The sequence below is a fragment of the Amycolatopsis sp. NPDC050768 genome (assembly GCF_040654155.1).
Lineage (GTDB): Bacteria > Actinomycetota > Actinomycetes > Mycobacteriales > Pseudonocardiaceae > Amycolatopsis.
This window is the reverse complement of sequence record NZ_JBFAHL010000011.1, coordinates 222665-240824: the sequence shown is the minus strand read 5'-3', so window position 1 is coordinate 240824 and position 18160 is coordinate 222665. Positions and strand designations below refer to the sequence as shown.

The 18160-nt window shown below is 69.8% G+C and carries 19 protein-coding genes; 11 read left to right on the top strand and 8 right to left on the bottom strand.

From position 1 onward, the window contains the following. Positions 1-38 precede the first annotated feature (38 nt). Positions 39-269, top strand: coding sequence for a DUF2630 family protein (locus tag AB0H62_RS30325; RefSeq protein ID WP_360589752.1), 231 nt, complete (start codon positions 39-41; stop codon positions 267-269). Positions 270-288: 19 nt separating this feature from the next. Here AB0H62_RS30325 and AB0H62_RS30320 read toward each other — a convergent pair whose 3' ends face one another. Genes AB0H62_RS30320 through AB0H62_RS30305 form a run of 4 tightly spaced genes read right to left on the bottom strand, consistent with a single transcriptional unit; the run spans position 289 to position 4656 of the window. Continuing rightward, on the bottom strand, positions 289-834 hold the full coding sequence (locus tag AB0H62_RS30320) for a cupin domain-containing protein (protein WP_220243401.1): 546 nt from the start codon (positions 832-834) through the stop codon (positions 289-291). A gap of 24 nt (positions 835-858) precedes the next feature. Next, positions 859-1812 carry a PDR/VanB family oxidoreductase gene (locus tag AB0H62_RS30315; protein ID WP_220243402.1) on the bottom strand — a complete coding sequence of 318 codons (954 nt, stop codon included), beginning with the start codon at positions 1810-1812 and terminating at the stop codon, positions 859-861. Beyond that, a complete protein-coding gene (locus tag AB0H62_RS30310; RefSeq protein WP_360589750.1) occupies positions 1790-3226 on the bottom strand; it encodes a glutamine synthetase family protein in 1437 nt (478 codons plus the stop codon). The genes AB0H62_RS30315 and AB0H62_RS30310 overlap by 23 nt, the downstream gene beginning before the upstream one ends. A gap of 8 nt (positions 3227-3234) precedes the next feature. Continuing rightward, positions 3235-4656: an aromatic ring-hydroxylating dioxygenase subunit alpha gene (locus AB0H62_RS30305; protein WP_220243404.1), complete on the bottom strand. Its 1422-nt coding sequence runs from the start codon at positions 4654-4656 to the stop codon at positions 3235-3237. 193 nt (positions 4657-4849) lie between these two features. Between AB0H62_RS30305 and AB0H62_RS30300 the strand changes: the two genes are divergently transcribed. Further along, positions 4850-5647: a helix-turn-helix domain-containing protein gene (locus AB0H62_RS30300; RefSeq protein WP_360589747.1), complete on the top strand. Its 798-nt coding sequence runs from the start codon at positions 4850-4852 to the stop codon at positions 5645-5647. 237 nt (positions 5648-5884) lie between these two features. Beyond that, on the top strand, positions 5885-7195 hold the full coding sequence (locus tag AB0H62_RS30295) for an MFS transporter (RefSeq protein WP_220243406.1): 1311 nt from the start codon (positions 5885-5887) through the stop codon (positions 7193-7195). Positions 7196-7239: 44 nt separating this feature from the next. Here AB0H62_RS30295 and AB0H62_RS30290 read toward each other — a convergent pair whose 3' ends face one another. Continuing rightward, positions 7240-7677: a Rid family hydrolase gene (locus tag AB0H62_RS30290; protein WP_220243407.1), complete on the bottom strand. Its 438-nt coding sequence runs from the start codon at positions 7675-7677 to the stop codon at positions 7240-7242. Between the two features lie 155 nt (positions 7678-7832). On the opposite strand from AB0H62_RS30290, the gene AB0H62_RS30285 reads away from it, so the two are divergent. Together AB0H62_RS30285 and wrbA are read left to right on the top strand one after the other, a co-directional pair. Further along, positions 7833-8756, top strand: a complete 924-nt coding sequence (locus AB0H62_RS30285) for a helix-turn-helix domain-containing protein (protein WP_220243408.1) — start codon at positions 7833-7835, stop codon at positions 8754-8756. A gap of 109 nt (positions 8757-8865) precedes the next feature. Further along, complete coding sequence (wrbA, locus tag AB0H62_RS30280; protein ID WP_360589744.1) at positions 8866-9480, top strand: NAD(P)H:quinone oxidoreductase; 615 nt, start codon at positions 8866-8868, stop codon at positions 9478-9480. Positions 9481-9525: 45 nt separating this feature from the next. On the opposite strand, the gene AB0H62_RS30275 is transcribed toward wrbA, so the two are convergent. Then, complete coding sequence (locus AB0H62_RS30275) at positions 9526-10137, bottom strand: TetR/AcrR family transcriptional regulator (RefSeq protein WP_360589742.1); 612 nt, start codon at positions 10135-10137, stop codon at positions 9526-9528. 74 nt (positions 10138-10211) lie between these two features. Between AB0H62_RS30275 and AB0H62_RS30270 the strand changes: the two genes are divergently transcribed. Continuing rightward, entirely contained in the window at positions 10212-10781 is a 570-nt protein-coding gene (locus AB0H62_RS30270) for a hypothetical protein (protein WP_360589740.1), read from the top strand. 435 nt (positions 10782-11216) lie between these two features. Next, positions 11217-12590 carry a hypothetical protein gene (locus AB0H62_RS30265; protein WP_360589738.1) on the top strand — a complete coding sequence of 458 codons (1374 nt, stop codon included), beginning with the start codon at positions 11217-11219 and terminating at the stop codon, positions 12588-12590. 149 nt (positions 12591-12739) lie between these two features. Here the strand turns inward: AB0H62_RS30265 and AB0H62_RS30260 are convergent, their stop codons facing one another. After that, a complete protein-coding gene (locus AB0H62_RS30260) occupies positions 12740-13435 on the bottom strand; it encodes a TetR/AcrR family transcriptional regulator (protein WP_360589736.1) in 696 nt (231 codons plus the stop codon). Positions 13436-13566: 131 nt separating this feature from the next. On the opposite strand from AB0H62_RS30260, the gene AB0H62_RS30255 reads away from it, so the two are divergent. The 4 genes from AB0H62_RS30255 to AB0H62_RS30240 all read left to right on the top strand — a co-directional run bounded on the left by AB0H62_RS30255 (position 13567) and on the right by AB0H62_RS30240 (position 16585). Next, positions 13567-14286 (top strand): sigma-70 family RNA polymerase sigma factor, encoded by a 720-nt coding sequence (locus tag AB0H62_RS30255; protein WP_255638355.1) that lies wholly within the window; start codon positions 13567-13569, stop codon positions 14284-14286. A 36-nt stretch (positions 14287-14322) separates the two neighbouring features. Further along, complete coding sequence (locus AB0H62_RS30250) at positions 14323-14544, top strand: hypothetical protein (protein ID WP_220243414.1); 222 nt, start codon at positions 14323-14325, stop codon at positions 14542-14544. A 156-nt stretch (positions 14545-14700) separates the two neighbouring features. Next, the gene (locus AB0H62_RS30245; RefSeq protein ID WP_360589733.1) at positions 14701-15645 is read left to right on the top strand and encodes an LLM class flavin-dependent oxidoreductase; all 945 of its coding nucleotides are present in this window, start codon (positions 14701-14703) and stop codon (positions 15643-15645) included. 112 nt (positions 15646-15757) lie between these two features. After that, the gene (locus AB0H62_RS30240) at positions 15758-16585 is read left to right on the top strand and encodes an IclR family transcriptional regulator (RefSeq protein ID WP_360589731.1); all 828 of its coding nucleotides are present in this window, start codon (positions 15758-15760) and stop codon (positions 16583-16585) included. Positions 16586-16666: 81 nt separating this feature from the next. On the opposite strand, the gene AB0H62_RS30235 is transcribed toward AB0H62_RS30240, so the two are convergent. Next, positions 16667-18136 carry a dihydroorotase family protein gene (locus AB0H62_RS30235; protein WP_360589729.1) on the bottom strand — a complete coding sequence of 490 codons (1470 nt, stop codon included), beginning with the start codon at positions 18134-18136 and terminating at the stop codon, positions 16667-16669. Positions 18137-18160 lie beyond the last annotated feature (24 nt).

Here is an 18160-nt window from a genome sequence, read left to right as displayed (position 1 = left end):
CCGACCCGGCGCGGGGCCGGCTCGAACGGGTGGGTGACATGGGCACGACTTCACACGCGATCACCGATCGCCTCGCGGCGCTTCTCGACGAGGAACACGACCTCCGCACCCGCGCCATGCACCACGGCGGCGGCCTCTCCCCCGACGAACAGGCGCGCCTGACCGAACTCGAGTCCGAACTGGACGCGGTCTTCCGCCTCCTCCGCCAGCGCCGCGCCCTGGAAGTCTTCGACGACGGCGCCGACGACACGGCGGACGCGTCGAACTGACCGGTTTGGACAGACCGCCTCAGTGGCTGGGCACGTCGAGGTCGTAACGCCGGACGACGTCGTCCAGCCAGTCGGGGATGCCGTAGGTCAGGCCGTACTTGGTGGCCAGGCGGGCGAACTCGTCGGTTTCGTGGAGGTTCTTCGCGTCGCCCAGGGTGCCGTCGGTGTGGGCGAGGAGGAGGTCGCTCAGTTCGCGGAAGTAGGTTTCGAAGCCGCCGGGGGTGATGACCTCGACGATGCGGCCCGGGGTTGTGCCGGCGTTCCACATGGCGTGCATCTCCCCGCGGGGCTTGGTGATGAAGCCGCCCGGGCCGAGGACCACTTCGGCGTCGTCGGAGCGGAAGCCGATCTGGCCGGCCAGCACGATGGAGTGCTCGTCCTCACGGGTGTGGCGGTGGGGCGCGGTGATGGAGCCGACCGCGAACGGGTGCTCGAGGATCGCGACCTCGCCACCGTTGTTCTGGTGCGTCAGCTTGAACACCGCGCCGAACCCGGGCAGCGCCACCTGGTCCGACTCGTCCCCCGGTTGCACCACGGCGACCTTCGTCCGGTTTTCCTCGCCCACCTGGTTTCCCTCCTCGTAGTACGGTTACAGGTCCAGTACGAGCTTGCCGCCGCAGGCCCGGCTCACGCAAGGGAAGAACGTCTTCCCGGCCGCGCGTTCGGCGTTGGACAGCACGACGTCGCGGTGATCGGGCGTTCCCTCCAACACCCGGGTTTCGCAGGTGCCGCAGTAGCCCTCTTCGCAGTCGGACTCGACGCCGACCCCGGCGTCGCGGATGGCCTGCAGCAGGGTGATGTCCGCGTCGGCCACGACGGTCAGGCCGGACTGGCGGAGTTCGAGTTCCACCGCGTCGTCCGCGGCCTCGTCAGGAGAAGGCGAGGCCGCGGCGAAGTGTTCGGTCTCGCACCGCACGCCGGCGGCCTCGCAGACTTCGGTGACGCTGTCGAGCAACCCGACCGGGCCACAGCAGTACACGGCCGCGGCCGGGGCCAGCCCGCCGATCAGCTCTTTCAGGTCCGGCCGTGGCTCGACCGCAGTGTCTACGAAGGACACCCGGTCACCACCGATCGCCGCCAGCTCCGCGCGGAAGGCCATGGTGGCGCCACCGTGTCCGCAGTAGACCACCGAATAGTCAACTCCACGCTCGGCCAGAGCCCGCACCATCGGCAACAGCGGCGTCACACCGATTCCGCCGGCGATCAGCAAGTACGACTCGGCATCCGCCAACGGGAAGTGGTTGCGCACCCGCTCGACCACCAGCTCACGCCCGACCAGCGCCGTGCCGTGGATCTCGGCCGACCCACCGCGGCCGGCGTCCTCCAACCGCACCGCGATGTCGTAATGCAGCCGGTCGGCCGGGTCCCCGCACAGCGAGTACTGCCGGCCCAACCCCGAAGGCAGCTTCAGGTCGAGATGCGCACCCGGCTCCCAGGCCGGCAAAGGAGAACCGCTGGACAGCCGAAGGCCTACCACCCCCGCGGCTTCCCAAGTCACGCGCGTGACCCGCAGCGACAGATCAGTAGAGGTCGAAGTACTCACGATGCTCCCAATCGGTGACCGTCCGCTCGAACCGCGCGACCTCGGCCCGCTTGATCGCGGCGTAGTACGAGACGAACTGCTCGCCCATCACCCGTCGCAGCCCGGCATCGGCCTCCAGGGCGTCGACGGCCGCGGCCAGGTTCGCCGGCAGCCGCCCCGCGTCGGTCGTGTACGGATCGTCGGCGGAAGGCGGCAACGACAACGACGTCTCGACGCCGTTCAGACCCGAATGCAGCTGCGACGCCATGTACAGATACGGGTTGGCCGCCGACTCCCCCACCCGGTTCTCGATGTGCGTCGAGCCGTCCTCGGCCGAGCCGACGAGCCGGATCATCGCGCCCCGGTTGTCCCGCGCCCACGCGATCCGGTCAGGCGCCATCGAATACGGCTGGAACCGCTTGTACCCGTTCACCGTCGGGTTCGCGAACACACACGCCGCGCTCGCGTGCTCCAGCTGACCGGCGATGAACTGCTTGCCCACCAGCGAAATGGCGCCCTCGCCGTCGGCCGGGACGAAGGCGTTGCGCCCACCGTCCGGCGAGACCAGGCTCTGGTGCAGGTGCCAGCCGCTCGACTTGCTTTCCGCGATCTGCGGCCGGCACATGAACGTCGCGTGGTAACCGTTTCGCCGCGCCACTTGCTTGACCGTGCTGCGCAACAACACCATCGCGTCCGCCGAAGCGAGACCAGCGGCCGGATCGAGCGTGACCTCCAGCTGGTTCGCCCCCAGCTCCACCTCGATGCTGCGCAGCTCGATCCCCATCCGCTCCAGCACCTCGCGGATTCGCCGCGTGGCCGGCTCGACCTCGTCGCCCAGGTTCTCGCTCAGCAGCTGGTTGCCCTGGTTGATCGGCTCGACCGGCGTCGGCGTGGTGCAGCGGCCGATCCCGTCGTCGTTGGGGATGTGCGAAGCCCGCCGGTAGAGGTGGAACTCGATCTCCAGCCCCGTCACGTAGGTGAACCCGGCGACGCTCGCGCGCTCCAGCGCCGTGCGGAATACGCCGCGGCTGCAGAACGGCACCTGCTCACCGTTCTGGAACCGCAAGTCGCACAGGATCCGCGCGGTGTCCTCGGCCCACGGCACCAAGTGGAACGTCGTGGGGTCCGGCACCATCACCACGTCGGCCGCACCGGCCATCTCGGCCACGCCGAGCCCGCCGTCGGCGTTGAAGGCCGAGAACACCGTGGTGCCGGACGTGTCCTTCGACAGCAGCGTCGACACACAACTCAACCCACTGCGAAACGCGGCGGCCAGCCCGCTCGCCGGGATCGTCTTGCCGTGCAGGATCCCGTGCTGATCCACAAAGGACACGCGAATCGTCCGCAGTCCCTCCGAGCCGACCCGCGCCAGGACGGCTCTCGCCGCTTCCTGCTGTTCCTCGGTCCACAGCCCGAACTTCTCGATGAACCCCATGGCCGGCCTCAGTCCCGCGCGCGGTCGTAGGCGTCGGGCGACGAAGAACGATCCGGCTCGACCGCCGAGCCCGGCACGCCCGCCGGCCCCGTCGCGAGCGCCGCCTGCAGATGCGAGGCCCACGGGCTCGCCTTGCGCAGGTCGGCGATCGAGTTCGCCCAGTAGTCCTCCCACTCGCCGGTGGGGCCGATGCCGTCGAGCGGGATGGGGCCGCGGCTCTCGACGTCGGCGGAGTCCTTGAGCAACAGGTCGGGGCTGCCGCCCTCGGCGACGGTGTCGATGGCCTGCAGCGCCATCCGCCGGTAGGTGACGATCGCGCGGTCGGAGCGGCTGAGGTTCTCGCGGCTGCGGTCGTAGATGAAGCCCTGGCCCTCGACCGCCATCTGGTCGTGGACGTTGATGTCGCGCCCCAGCCCGGTGTAGGTCTGCGTGCGCTGCTCCTCGAAGTCGAAGCGGTAGTTGTTCGCCCGGTTTCGCACCGGCTTGTAGTCCGGGAGCGTGATGCCGTCGAGGCGTTGCGCGCGCATGGTTTCGGAGTCCACGGGCTCGTCGAGGCTGGTGAACATCGCGTACCAGTAGCAGGAGACGTCGTCGATCGGCACGTGCCACTGCGTGATTGCCATGGTGGAGCTCAGCGGGATCGTGATGCCGTGCGGGAACACCTGGTGCGTGATGCGCACGTGGGTGGACGAGCCGTCGAGCCCATCCTTGTCGAGTGTGCGCAGGGCGACGATGCGCTGGCCGTATTCGGTGCGGGCGTTGAGGATCTCGGGCCGGCCGTACTCGCGCAGGATCTTCGTCATCGGCAGGTTCGTGCCGAGCGACGCGCCGCGGAACTGCTTGCCGTAGCTGTCACTCGTGTCCTCATCCTCGGCGAACCGGTGCAGGTAGGAGGCGTGCGCGGGGTCGATCCCGACCTCCAGCGCCTGCAGCCAGTTGCAGTCGAGGTAACCCTTGAACGCGAACGTGTACTCCGGCGGCGCCACGAAGCAGTCGAGCGCGGGCAGGTTCGGCGGCTCGCCGTCGCCGAGGTAACCCCACACGATCCCGTTGCACTCCCGCACCGGGTACGAGCGGATCTTGACCTTGGCCTTGAGCTTGCTGTCCTCGGGCTCGGCCGGAGTGTCCATACAGGACCCATTGCGGTTGAAGAGCCAGCCGTGGAAGTAGCAGCGCAGGCCGCCGTCTTCCAGGCGCCCCAGGGAAAGGTCGGCGCCGCGGTGGGCGCAGCGGCGGTCGATGAGACCCAGCGAGCCGTCGGCGTTGCGGAACAGCACGAGGTCTTCACCGAGCACCCGCAGCGGAACCACCGGACGTTCGGTGTCGAGCTCCTCGGTCAGCGCCACAGGCTGCCAGTACAGCCGCATCCAATCGCCGCCCGGAGTGCCGGGCCCGGTCTCGGTGATCTTCCGGTTGTCGTCCGCGCGCATGGCAGCGTTCTCCTCGCGACTTCGTCGTCCAGCGTGGTGGGGGCCGGCAGTCTTTTCACGTGTGTTCAATTAACGAACACTTGGTTCTGATGTGAGCACTGTAGGCAGCCGCGACTGGTCACCGCAAGGTCTTCGGCGGCGTTCGTGCTACATTTCGTGACAAGGTGTGCGTTAATCGAACGGAGCTGGTGGAGTGTCGAAGCTCAACGCGCGGGACGAAGCCCGCCGGGCGGCCCGCGAGGTGGACGGCACCAGCCGCTCGGACTACTCCGAAGCCCTCGAACGCGGCCTGCTCGTGCTCACCGCATTCGACGACACCGCCGAGCGGCTCACGCAGGCACAGCTGGCCCGCAAGCTCGAACTCCCCCGCGCGACCGTGCGCCGCGCCCTGCTCACCTTGGCGCACCTGGGTTACGTCGTCGCCGACGACAAGGCCTACCGCCTGGCCCCCAAGGTGCTCACGCTCGCGTCGGCCTACCTCACGACCAACCCGGTGAGCCAGGTGCTGCAGCCGCAATGCGACCGCCTGGCCGAGGTCTTCCAAGCCTCCTGCACCGCCGCGGTCCTCGACGGACCGGCGGCCGTGATGATCGCGCGAGCGCTGCCGCGCCACACGCTGCCGATCGGCGAGGGCATCGGGTTCCAGGTGCCCGCCGCGCAGTCCGCGCTGGGTCTCGTGCTGCTCAGCGGCCTCGACGACGAGCGCCGGCACCGCCACCTGGTCGACCTCGCCGGTCTCGACGACGCCGGCGTGGCCGCGCTGGAGAAGAAGGTCACCGAGGTGGCGGAGGCCGGGTGTGCCTACGTCGCGCACGAGGTCGAGGCCGGGTTCCACTCCGCCGCCGTGCCGCTGCGCCGCTGGGATGGCACACCGATCGCCGCGCTGAACATCGGGACCAGCGTGGAGCGGATCTCCGAGGCGGACATGTGGGAACGCGTGCTGCCCGTGCTGCGGGAAACCGCGGAAGAGCTGCAGCCGCAGCTCGTCTGAACCCCCGCCTTCGTTGGCGCGGTAGGACTTCCGCGCCGGCAAGCCGAGTACCGGACGTGCGGAACAATTACGTTGCAAGTGTTGACTGTAACGCAACTCCGACATACTGTCCCTCACACCGATCGCCAGGGCGCCGCGTGCGCCGCTCGACCGACCACTTCGGACACTCCCGCTTCCTTCGGAGAACCCCACCACCGCGATGGGCGACAACGCCGTCGTGCCAGCGAAGGGAATCCCGTGACCACCTCAAGAGCCCCGGAGATCCCGCTTGTCACCGTCGACAGACCCGAGCCGCGCTACCGGCCGGTGATGGCGTGGACGGTGCTGCTCCTGCTCGCCGTCTTCATGGTCCTCAACTTCGCCGACCGCATCTCGCTCGCGCTCGCCGCCCAGCCGCTCATGAAAGAACTGCACCTGTCGGCGTCGCAGTTCGGGTTGATCAGCAGCTCGTTCTACTTCCTCTACAGCCTCAGCGCCGTCGGCATCGGGTTCCTCGCCACGCGACACGTGCCGTTGAAGTGGCTGCTGTTCGTGATGTCGCTGCTGTGGGCGGCCACGCAGCTGCCGGTGTTCTTCTTCGCGGGCGGCGGCGTGCTGCTCGCGACCCGCATCGGCCTGGGTGCCGCCGAGGGTCCGGCGACGGCGGTGGCCAACTCCACCGCGTACAGCTGGTTCCCGAAGCACCGCCGCGGACTGCCGACCGCGATCCTCACGTCCGGCGCGTCGCTCGCGAAGATCGTCGCGGCACCGTTGCTGACACTGCTCATCGTGCACTCCGGCTGGCGGTCGGCGTTCTTCGCGCTGGGTCTCGCCGGTCTCGTCTGGTGCGCGGTGTGGCTGTTCGCGGGACGCACCGGGCCGTTCGCGGTCACGCCGGAGGCACCGGACAAAGTGGACCGAGCCGCGCGGCGGCGCACGTTTCTGAAGGTGGCGCGGAGCCGCACGTTCATCGTGCTCCTGCTGGCCACGTATCCGATGTACGCGCTGATCTCCGTGGTGTTCAGCTGGTTCCCGTCCTACCTCGAAGCCGGACTGGGGTTTTCCACACTGACCTCGGGTGTCCTCTTCGGACTGCCGAGCGTCATCGGCATGGCGTTCATGCTCGGTTCCGGCTGGCTGACCGACCGACTGCTCGCGCGGGGTGTGTCCGCGCGCATCGCGCACGGCCTCGTGCCGACGCTCTCGCTCGCCGCCGGCGGGGTACTGCTGGCCGTGCTGCCGTTGGCGGGAAGCGCGCGCTACCTCGCCTACGTCATCCTCGTCGCCGGCTACTGCCTCACGCTCGTGGCGCAGCCGATCGTCTACGCGGCGATCGGCACGGCAGCCGCGCCTTCGCAGCGCACCAGTGTGCTGAGTCTGTTCATCGCTTTGCAGAGCACGTCGGGGATCATCGCGCCGTGGGCGACGGGCGCACTGATCGACGGCGCCGGCAACCAGATCGACGGCTACAACACCGCGTTCGTGGTGATCGGGATCCTGTGCGCGATCGGCGGGGTGGTCGCGGCGTTCTTCGTGGACTCCGGCCGCGACTCCGCGCACGACGCCTGAGCGCCCTCGCCGGTCTCGGCCGGCGAGGGCGCTCCGCGGACGGGTCAGACCCGCGCGATGAGCTTGATCTCCACGAGCTGCTCGGGGAAGGCGAGCCGCGTCGTGCCGACCAGCGTGCTGGCGACCTGCGGGTCCTCCCGTCCGTAGGCCGCCTTGCGCACGGGACCCGCCACGGCGAAGGCCGCGTCGATGTCGAGGACGTAGAGCACCTCTTCGACGACGTCGGCCAGCGTCGCGCCGAAGCGCTTCAGCAGCTCGGCGGCGTTCACATACGAGCGGCGCATCTGCTCTTCCATGGCGGAAAAGTCGGTGACGGCGCCGTTCTCGTCCACGGGCGCGGGCGCCACGAGCTGGTCGCCGTCGTGGGACAGCTGACCGGAGACGTAGATGGTGTCGCCGTGTTTCACGGCCTGGACGTAGCCGTAGATGCCTTCCCACGGGACCCCGAAGTTCGCGGTGGTCCTCTCGATCGGCTTGCTCATGGGGTTTTCAGCCTTCCTGCCGCGTGATCAAGACCGAACACTACGAGCCGGCAGACCGCTCTCACCAGCCGTTTCGATGCCAGAATGGGCAAGGATCGTGCCAGTGCGAGTAGCCTGACGGCAGTTGGTTCCGGTGCGATCCGAGGAGACATTCGTTGCCCCGCACGCAGCTGGTCGTGGCGCTGCTGGCCGTGCCCCGGGTCATGGGGCTCGACTTCAGCATCCCCGCACACATCCTCGGCCGGCAAGAGGGTTACCACGTACTTGTGTGTGGCAAGGAGACCACGGGTTCGCCGCTGGGCATCACGCCGACGCATTCACTGGCCGACGCGCCGGAGGCCGACATCGTGATCGTGCCCGGGTACGACGAACCCGAGGTACCGCTGCCCGAGGAGTACCTCGACGTGATCCGCCTCGCCACCGACCGCGGTGCCCGCGTGGTGGCGATCTGCACCGGCGCGTTCGCGCTCGCGGAGAGCGGCGTGCTCGACGGCCGCGAGGCGACCACGCACTGGCGCTACCTCGCCGCGTTGCGCGAGCAGTACCCCGCGGTGCGCGTGCTGGAGAACCAGCTGTTCGTCGAAGACGGAAAAATCCTCACGTCCGCGGGGGCGGGCGCCGGCATCGACGCGTGTCTGCACCTCATCCGCACCGACTTCGGCGCGGCGGCCGCCCACGAGGCCGGCAAGGAGGTCGTGGCCTCCCCCGCCCGCGGCGGCGCGCAGCCACAGTACGTCGACGTGCTCACCGCCGCGCGCACGGATCTTTCGGCCACGCGCAGCTGGGTCATGGAGCACATCGGCGACCCGATCACCGTCGGGCGCATGGCCGAGCGCAGCAACCTGCCGCGCCGCACGTTCATCCGGCACTTCGAGCTCGAGACGGGCATGTCGCCGATGCGCTGGGTCGTCAACCACCGCATCCTCAGCGCGCGCCGACTGCTGGAGACCTCCGACTGGCCCGTCGAGCGCATCGCGGCGGCCACCGGTTTCGGCACGGCGGCCAACTTCCGGACGATCTTCCGCCGCGAGGTGGGCACGACGCCGACCGGTTACCGGCGTACGCACAGCGCGCTCTAGATTTTCATCAACCATCTGTGTGCACTCGAATGATTGACAGCTTCGCGCTGCCCTGCCTACCCTCGCTTTCAAAGCACAAGACTGTACTCTGAAATGAGGGAAGCCGATCGTGACTGCGCCCAAGGTCGCCATCATCTACTACAGCTCGACGGGCAGCGTCCACTCGCTGGCACAGGAGTACGCGGCCGGCGCCGAGGGTGCGGGTGCCGAGGTGCGCGTGCGGCGCGTGGCCGAGCTCGCGCCGCCCGAGGCGATCGCGGCGAACCCCGCGTGGCAGGCGCACTCCGACGCCGTGCGCGACGAGCCCGTCGCGACCGCCGACGACGTGCTGTGGGCCGACGCGGTCGTGTTCGGCACGCCGACGCGGTTCGGCAACGTGGCTTCGCAGCTCAAACAGTTCCTCGACACGCTGGGCGGGCAGTGGGCGCAGGGCCTGCTGGCGGACAAGGTGTACTCCGGCTTCGTCTCGACCGCGACGGCGCACGGCGGCCGCGAATCGACGCTGCTTGCGCTGTACAATACCGTGCACCACTTCGGCGGCATCCTGGTGACGCCGGGCTACACGGACCCCGTGCAGTTCGCCACGGGCACGCCGTATGGGCCTTCGCACGCCGACGGTCAGGGCACCATCCCGATCAGCGATGAGACGAAGGCGTCGGCTCGGTATGCCGGGTCGCGGATCGCGAACGTCACGCGGGATCTGGTGAACGGCCGGGCTGCTTGAGTCCTGCCGGGACGGCACGGGTCTCCCCCGTGCCGTTTTCCGTTGTCAGGGCGTGGTTTTCGCGGCGGCGACCATGGTGGCCATGAGCTTCGCGGCGTCGTTGGTGCTCAGGCCGGCTTCGCGCACGAGTGAGCGCCAGGTGTCGAAGGCGAGCGCGTGGCGCACCGCCGCGACCACGAACCGCTTGCGCCCGCGGGCCGGCGACCAGCCCGCGGAGAGCAGGCTCGTGGCGTCTTCGAGAAACGCCGCCATCGACCCGAGCGCGCGCTCGACGGCGGGCATTTCGACGGCGTCGCGCAGGGAGTTGACGAGCATCGGCTCCACTTCGGAGTAAAAGGCGTAGAGCTGCTTCAGCGCGTTCGTGATGCGCTCGGCCGGCTCGCCGACCGCCTGCCAGCCTTCGAGATCCGGGCGCGGGTGCAAGCCCCAGAAGTGCGCGGCGCACGCGGCGAGCTGGTCTTCCTCGGTCGGAAAGTAGCGGTAGACGGTGTGGCGCTGCACGCCGGCGGTCTCGGCGATGCCCGCGATGGTCGTGCGCGCCGGGCCGATCGACCCGTGCAGCTCGACGATCGCCTCCGTGATCCGGCGGCGCGTGTCCTCCATGGCGTCGGCCCGCCGGCTCATCCGGTAGGTCCGGGTCGCCTTCTCCACAACCATCGTTTCGCTCCTCGCCGCACGGTCGTTCCAGGATAACCGCCGTTTCTGTCGGGGTGGGTGGCACCATGGCGGGCATGTGGGGACGCAAGCAGAAGGACCTGCCCGCCGACACCGCGGCCGAGGCCGTGGAGTTCGCGCGGCCGCTGGTGCACGGCGGCTTCAGCACTCCCGACGACGTCGCGGTCGCGATCACGGAGTACCTGGAGCCCTCAGTGTCACTGCCGCAGGCGCGCTCCGTGGTCGACCGGCTCTGGCAGGCGCGGGTGGCGGAACAACGCACGTGGCCTCCGGTGACCGACCCGGATCGGGTGCTGGCGGCGTTCTCGGCTCTGGCGTCCTCGGGGGTGGTGGCTCGGGCGGACTTCGCGTGCTGCCAGAACTGCGGCCTGACGGAAATCGGCGCGGAAGCCGCCCCGGGCGACCGGGGGTTCGTCTTCTTCCACGAGCAGGACACGGCCCGCGCGGTCGAGGGAGGCGAACTGCTGCTGTCGTACGGCCGGCTGGCGGACTCCCCGGCCGACACGGCGGACGTGGGGCAGGTGGTGGCCGCGGCGCTGCGGGCGCAGGAGCTGGCGGTGACGTGGGACGGGTCGCCGGAGGAGCGGATCCGGGTGGATCTGGAGTGGAGGAAGCGGCTGGGTTGAGACTCAGTGCTGGTGACCACTTCGGACTCGCGGGTTTGCCGGGGAATGGATCCGAGGTGTGCGAACCGCTTGCTGCCTTGGGCCGAGGTCTGGCCCAAGGCGCGAATCCGAGGACGGAACGCGTGATGCCCGGAAGGTTCGCGCCGCCCAACGTCGGCCGCAAAAGTCGCGCCGCGCCACTCGCCTGTCTCTCGTGAGGGGCGGGTCAGTGGCATCCAGCCGCGGACTACGTCGCAACTCGACCCCCGGCGACCAAACGCGGCGGCAACTCCTTTCCAGAAGTTCCCACGTCCGGCCGACAAAGCGACCCCACCCCGACAATCACGCCGGACAACGCTCGTCCGGCCGCGGACTCCTGAGGAAGACATCGGGACCCCTCCCGGGGTCCGTGGCCACAATCGGCGGCGGTCGTCGAGTGGTGCGGGAAGGGGTGCGATGGACGAGCCGCCGTGGGTGCCGGTGCGGCGGGCCAGTCCGGCCGCGGTGGCGGTCGGGAACGCGTCGTTCCTGGGGGTCGGGTACCTGCTGCTGGGGCGGCGGGGTCTGGCGGTCCTGAACGTGGTGGGCACGGTCGTGCTGGCGGTGCTGCTGGTGACGGCGTTCCCGACGGTGTGGTTCGAGATCGTGGTGCTGGTGTGGTGGGCGGCCGGGATCGTGCGCGGGTGGTTCCTCGCGGGCCCACCGGCGCGGAGCCGGTGGCGGGACTGGGTGGTGGCGCTGGCCGTCGCGGTGCCGGTGCTCGTGGTGGCCGCGCTGCTGAGGTTCGACGCCGTCTCGATTGCCCGCGACGTGGCCGACGCGCGCGACAGCGGCGACTGCGCCAAGGCCGAAGCGGCGCTCGACCGCGTGTGGTTCGGCCACCGCCTTGCCGACGCGCCGCTGGCCGCCGAAGGGGACGCGACAGCGGAGGCGTGCGGCCGGCTCCGCACCGCGGCCGAGGCTCTCGCCGGCGGCCTGCCCGGCAACACTGGTCAGCTGAAGACGGGCTTCGACGCTCTGGCCGGGGTGCGCACCGACCTGCCCGGCCACGAGCGGATGGCCGACGTCATGCTCGACGGGTTCCTGGCCAAGCTTCCGGCGCAGAACCCGTGCGACCTCGCCGTGGACACCGACTGGCTCCGGACCCGTCATGAGGCCGCCGACGTCGTCGACCGCACCCGGCCCGGCGCCCTCGTCGCGTGCGGCGACACCCTGCTGGCAGCCGGCGATTGGCAGAACGCCGGCACGCGGTACCAGCAGGTGCTCGACCAATACCCGCGCAGGGCCGTCGCCGCGAGGGCCACCGAAGGCGTCCGGAAGGCCAAGGTGGCGGGTGAGCTGGCGAACGTCCGCAGCCTCCTGTCGAACACCACCGCGCCCGAGTACTGCACCAAGCCCGCCCCGTACAGCGCCGCCCCGCCCTACGGCAAGGGCACGAACCACGCGATCTTCTCCGGCAACGACGACTTCACCAACCGCCTCCCCGCCGACTGGCGCGTGACCGACCCGACGAAGGCCGTCCTCATCGTCTGCGCCGGCGACGACACCAACGGCACCGCCGTCCGCACGTGCCAGTACGAGAACCACACGTTTCCCGAACTCCCCGACGACGTGACGTTCCACAAGATCGCCATGCCCCTCAAAGCCTACGAACTCCGCACCGGCAAGCTCGTCGCCGACACCAAAGTGGAGATCGGCGGCACAAGCTGTCCCCCGTCGGTCTCCTACACCTCCTACGGCTACACCGACCTGGGCCCGCCGTCCGACATGCCGGTCGACGCCTCGGACGCCGACGTGCGCGCCGCCTTCGCGTCCCTCATCACCCGCTGAACACGCGGAACTCACTTGAGGCAGGCGGATCCGCCCGCCAGACTCGGCTCGACGAATCTCACTGGAGCGCCAACCTCGCCGAGGTCGAGACGCTGATGCGGTTCACCCGGATCCTCCAGCGACTCGACTGGCCACAGTCCACAAGCGACTCATGAACCCTCCGGCCCCGCAACATTTTCCGGCAACGGCACATCCGGGTCGAGCGTGATGCCACCCGCGCGGAGGGCGTCGTCGAGGATGTGCCAGGTCCAGCGGGCCAGGAGGGTGGCCAGGTCGGCCTGGTCGAGGCCGCGGGGGTTTTCCAGCCAGCGCGCGGTGCTGGACTCGACGAGGCCGACGAGGGCGAAGGCGATCGTGTCGGCGACGCGCGTGTCCATGGCGTACGCGGCGAGGTAGCGCTCGAACACCACGGTCAGCTGGCGCGCGATCGCGGTTTTCACGTCGGCCACCACGTCGCGCGTGCCGGGGCGGCCCGACACCTGCGTCAGGTAGCGGTAGAGGTGGGCGTGGTCGGCGAGCCAGCGCGTGTGGGCGCCGATCGCGCCGCGGATCATCTGCATGGGGGTGCCGGGTGGGTCCCACAGGGGCGCGAACTCGGCGGTGATCAGCTCGCCCGCGCGGTCGGCGATGGCGCACTGCAGGTCGGTGGCGTCGGCGAAGTGCTTGTACAACCGCGTGCGCGCGACGCCCGCTTCCTCGGCGATCTGCTCGGTGGACACGTCCGGCCCGTGCCGCGCGATGGCGCGCAACCCGGCCTCGACGAACTCGCGACGGCGGCGTTCTCGCTGGCCCGCCCAGCGCGCCGCCCGGCCGTCAGCCTTGTGGGGGGTGCCCGGGGACGTCATCGGCGGAAAGTGTAGCGCTCCCCGCGATATCGGGTACACTTCTGTACCTGTTACTTTGGGTGCCTATTGAACACCGTCAGTATTCTTACGGAGAGTGTCCATACGATCTGGAGAACCGCGTGGGGAGTTGCGTGGACGACGAGCCGCCGGACCCGGTGCTGCTCGCGGCTGTCCGCGCCGGTGACCTCCACGCGAGCGGGGCGCTCTACCGCCGCCACGTCGAGCCGATGCGCCGCACGGCCGCGCGCTGGCGCCACCAGCCGGCGGAGTGCGAGGACCTGGTCGCCGAGGCGTTCACGCGCGTGATCACCACCGTGCGCGCAGGCGGTGGACCGCGTGACGACGCGCGGCCGTACTTGATCGTCACGATGCGGAACCTCGCCGCGAGCTGGAGCCGGCACGACAACCGCGTCGACCTGTACGAAACCGTCCCCGAGCCCGGCGGTGCGCGGGCGGTGGCCGAGGAAGAAGCGCTGCGCCGGTCCGACGTCGAACTCGTCTGGTCGGCTTACTGCACGTTGCCGGGCCGGTGGCGAACGGTCCTGTGGCGCACCGCCGCGGAAGGGGGCTCGACCGCGGAGGCGGCGCTGCTGCTGGGCGTCTCGCCGAACGGTGCCGCCGTGCTCGCCGGGCGGGCGCGCGAGGGCCTGCGCCAGGCGTACCTGCAGGTCCAGGTGCCGCACGCGGAAGATCCGTATTGCGCGGAGGCGCGCCGCAACCTGGGCGCCTGGGTGCGCGGCGGGCTGTCGCGGCGGCGTTCGACGGTGATCGGCGGGCACGTCGCGAGCTGCGCGCCGTGCCGGGTCGTGACCGCGGGGCTCGCGGAGGTCAACGACGAACTTCCGGCCTGAGAGGGAACGCAGGGGAACATCATGAGGAGGGGAACCATGGACGAGGAACCACTGGTGCGCGGCCACCGCGTCACCTACCTGCCGGGCAAGCGCAAGCCCGGCCCGCAACGCCTGTGCCGGCGCGGCATCGTGACCGGCCCGCCCGTGCTCGACACCGACACCGAGGTCACCTGGGTCCCCGTCCAAGCCGACGGCACCCACGACGCCGACGAATGGGTCCGCGCCGACGCGATCATCGACGTAGTGGCCCCGACATGACTCAGCCCGACACGCCGATCTTCGACACGCTGATCACGGAAGCCGGTCTCGACTGGCCGGAGGAGGCGCCGGCGGACGAACCCTCCTGACGCGGGAACCGGCGAGCGGTACGTTCTCGTTGCCAGGCAAGGAGAACGTACCGGGGAGGAACCCGCCGTGAAGATCGGTCTCGTCGCGCCGCCGGATCTCGACGTCACCCAGTTCGTCGGGTACGCGCAGCTGGCCGAGCGGCTGGGGTTCGACGAGCTGTGGGTAGTCGAGGACTGCTTCTTTCGCGGCGGAATCGCGCAGGCGGCGGTGGCGCTGGCGAAGACCGAGCGGATCCAGGTCGGCATCGGGGTTTTGCCGGCCGCGGCGCGGAACGTCGCGTTCGCGGGGATGGAGCTGGCGACGCTCGCCGGGATGTTCCCGGGGCGGCTGCTGGCCGGGATCGGGCACGGGATGCCGGCGTGGCTGCGGCAGGCCGGGGCGTGGCCGGGGAGTCCGTTGACGCTGCTGCGCGAGTATTTCACCACCGTCCGGGCGATCCTCGACGGCGAGCACGTCAGCTTCGGCGGCGCCGGAATACAGCTGCGCGACGTCCGGCTCCAGAGCCCGCCGAAGCTCGTGCCGCCGTTGTACGCCGGGGTGCGCGGACCGAAGTCGCTTGCCCTCGCGGCCGAGGTGGCGGACGGGACGATCCTCGCGGAGCCCGTCACGCCGGAGTACCTGCGGGCCGTGCGCGAGATCGTCGGGGCGGAGCACGAGCTCATCGCCTACAACGTCGCGGCTGTCGACGACTCCCCCGGCCGCGCACGGGCGCTGGCCCGGCAGGCGCTCACGGCGATCGGCGAGCCGGACTGGGCGCCGCACCTCGCGCCGTTGCCGTTCGCCGACGAGTTCGCGGCGCTGCGCAAGGCGGCCGGGTCACGGGAGGAGTTCGCGGCGGCGCTGCCCGACGAGTGGGTGGACCAGCTGGCGGTGGTCGGCACGCCGGCCGACGTCCGGGCCCGGCTGACCGAACTCGACGCCGCCGGCGCGGGCCACGTCGTGTTCATCCCCGCGGGGCCGGACCCCACGACGGCCGTCGAGGCACTGGCGCGGGTGCTGCCGTATCGCTGACCGGAACACAGTGGTCCCGAAAACGCCCCGGAAACGGTAAAGTGGGCGCCAGCGCGCAGTTCACCCACGTTCCCACCAGCGGAACACAACCAGAATTCCGAGGACCACCGGTTTGAGCAGCCAGAGTACCGCCGGGCGCAAGCCCGCAGCTTCGCCCGACAACGCCGGCACGGAAGCGGCCGCGCGCGTCGCCGACGTGCTGCTGCTCTTCACGGGCGGGCCCCGGTACCTGGGGGTGAGCGCGATCAGCCGGGAACTCGGGCTGGCCAAGGCCGTGGTGCACCGGATCCTGCAGTCGCTCGTCTCGCGGGAGATGCTCGCCACCGACCCTGGTGTGGCCGGTTACCGGCTCGGTCCGGCGGCGGTGGCGTTGGGGGCGAGTGCGTTGCGGAGGTTCGATGCGCGGACCGTCGCTACGCCGGTGCTGCGCCGGTTGCGGGATGAGACGAGTGAGACCACGACGTTGTCCGGGTTGGTCGGCGATGAGCGGGTGTATCTCGATCAGTTCGAGAGTCCTCGTGAGATCAAGATGACGGTCGATATCGGACGTCGGTTTCCGTTGCACGCCGGGTCTTCGGGGAAAGTGATTCTGGCGTTTCTGCCGGAGGAGCGGCAGGCGGCGGTGCTGGGGCGGGAGTTGCCGGCGTTGACGGAGAAGACGATCACGACGGCGGATGATTTGCGGGCGGTGCTGGCGGAGACTGCTCGTGAAGGGGTTGCGGTTTCGCTTGGGGAGAGGCAGCCGGGGGCGGGGTCGGTGGCGGCGCCACTGTTCGGGCCGGATGGGGAGATTCACGGGTCGATCAGTATTTGCGGGCCGCAGTATCGGTTCACGCCGGAGGCGGTGGGGCGGTATCGGGTGTTGGTGCGTGATGCTGCGGAGGAGATACGGCACAGCTGGGCTTGGCTCCGCGATTCGGGCGACACCAGCGGTCGCTGATTTTCGGTCGGCGGTTTTCCAGGTGGTGAAAGAAAGTGGGCCCTCCGTGCCGAAGCACGAAGGGCCCACGAACGGGGTGGGTCAGCGGCCGCGCTTGAGGTAGCGGCCGATCGGGTCGCCGGTGATTTTGCCGTCGGCGTAGACGTGGTGGCCACGGACGAAGGTGTCGGTGACCTTGGCGGTCATGTCGAAGCCCTCGAACGGGGTGTACTCCTGGGTGGACTCCGAGTCGGCCGCGCGGACGGTCCAGCGGACGTCCGGGTCGACCAGGGCGAAGTCGGCGTCGTAGCCCTCGGCGATGGTGCCCTTGTTCAGCAGGCCGTAGCGGCGGGCGGGGTTCGTCGAGGTCAGCTGGGCGATGCGCTGCAGCGAAAGGCCCCGCTTGGTGCCCTCGCCGACGAGGCCGGGCAGCAGGTACTCGGCGCCGCCGAAGCCGGACTTCGCCAAGAAGACGTCGTCGCGGTCGGCGCCGAACTTGAGTTCGTCGCGGCAGCAGGCGTGGTCGCTGACGACCCAGTCGACGTCGCCGGCCAGGACGTGGCGCCAGAGGGCCTCGACGTCCTCACGTTCGCGCAACGGCGGGTTGACCTTGCCGCCGATGCCGGAGGCGGTGTCGACGTCGGCCAGCAGGTGGCCGATGGTCACCTCTCGCCGGAAGTCGATGTGCGGGAACGCCTTGCCCATGGTCAGGGCGGCCGAAAGAGCCTTCTCCGACGACAGGTGCAGCAGGTTGATGTTCGGCAGGCCCGTCTCGTGCGCCAGGTACGACGCGATGGTCACCGCGAGGCCCTCGGAGTGCGGCGGCCGCGAAGCGCTGTACGCGCGCAGGCCCGAGAGCGTTCCCTCCTGCTCCACCAGCTTCGTGTACGCGGCCATGATCTCGGCCGTCTCACAGTGCAGCGAGAGCGACAAGTGCGGCGCGTACTCGGTGAGGATCTCGCGCGCGTTCTGCACGCCGCGCATCACGAACTCGAAGTGCGCGATGTCGTAACGCTCGTCGGGCGGGATCATCAGGAAGTCGCTCTGGCTGGTCGAGCGGCCGTGCAGCCCGTGGCTGCCGTAGAACATGAAGATCTTGAACGAGGTGACGCCGTGTTCCTCGACGAGGTACGGGATCTCCGAGATGTGCTCGGAGCTCATCGGCGCGAGGTGGAACGCGTAGTCCACGTACGCGTTGCCCTGCGACGCCGAGAGGACCTCGGGGAAGAAGTCGCGGTAGCTGCCGCCCTTGTTCAGGTAGTACTGGCCCGTGCGCATGTACGTCAGCGATGTGGTGACGCCGCCCTGCGCGCTCGCCCGGCTCTCGGTGCGGGTGTCGGTGGCGAGCTCGTTGTAGATGCCCCAGTGCTGGTGCGCGTCGACCACGCCGGGGAAAGCCAGCAGACCGCGGCCGTCGACCACCCGGGCGGCGTCGTCCTCGGGCAGGTTCGGCGCCACCCGCGTGATCTTGCCGTCGTTGACGGCGATGTCCAGCAGTTCCGGCTGCGACCCGTCGGGGTCGTCGGGCCGGACGACCCGGACGTTCTTCACGAGCAGTTCCGTGGTTGCCATTCTTCTCCTCCGCTTGCGATGTAA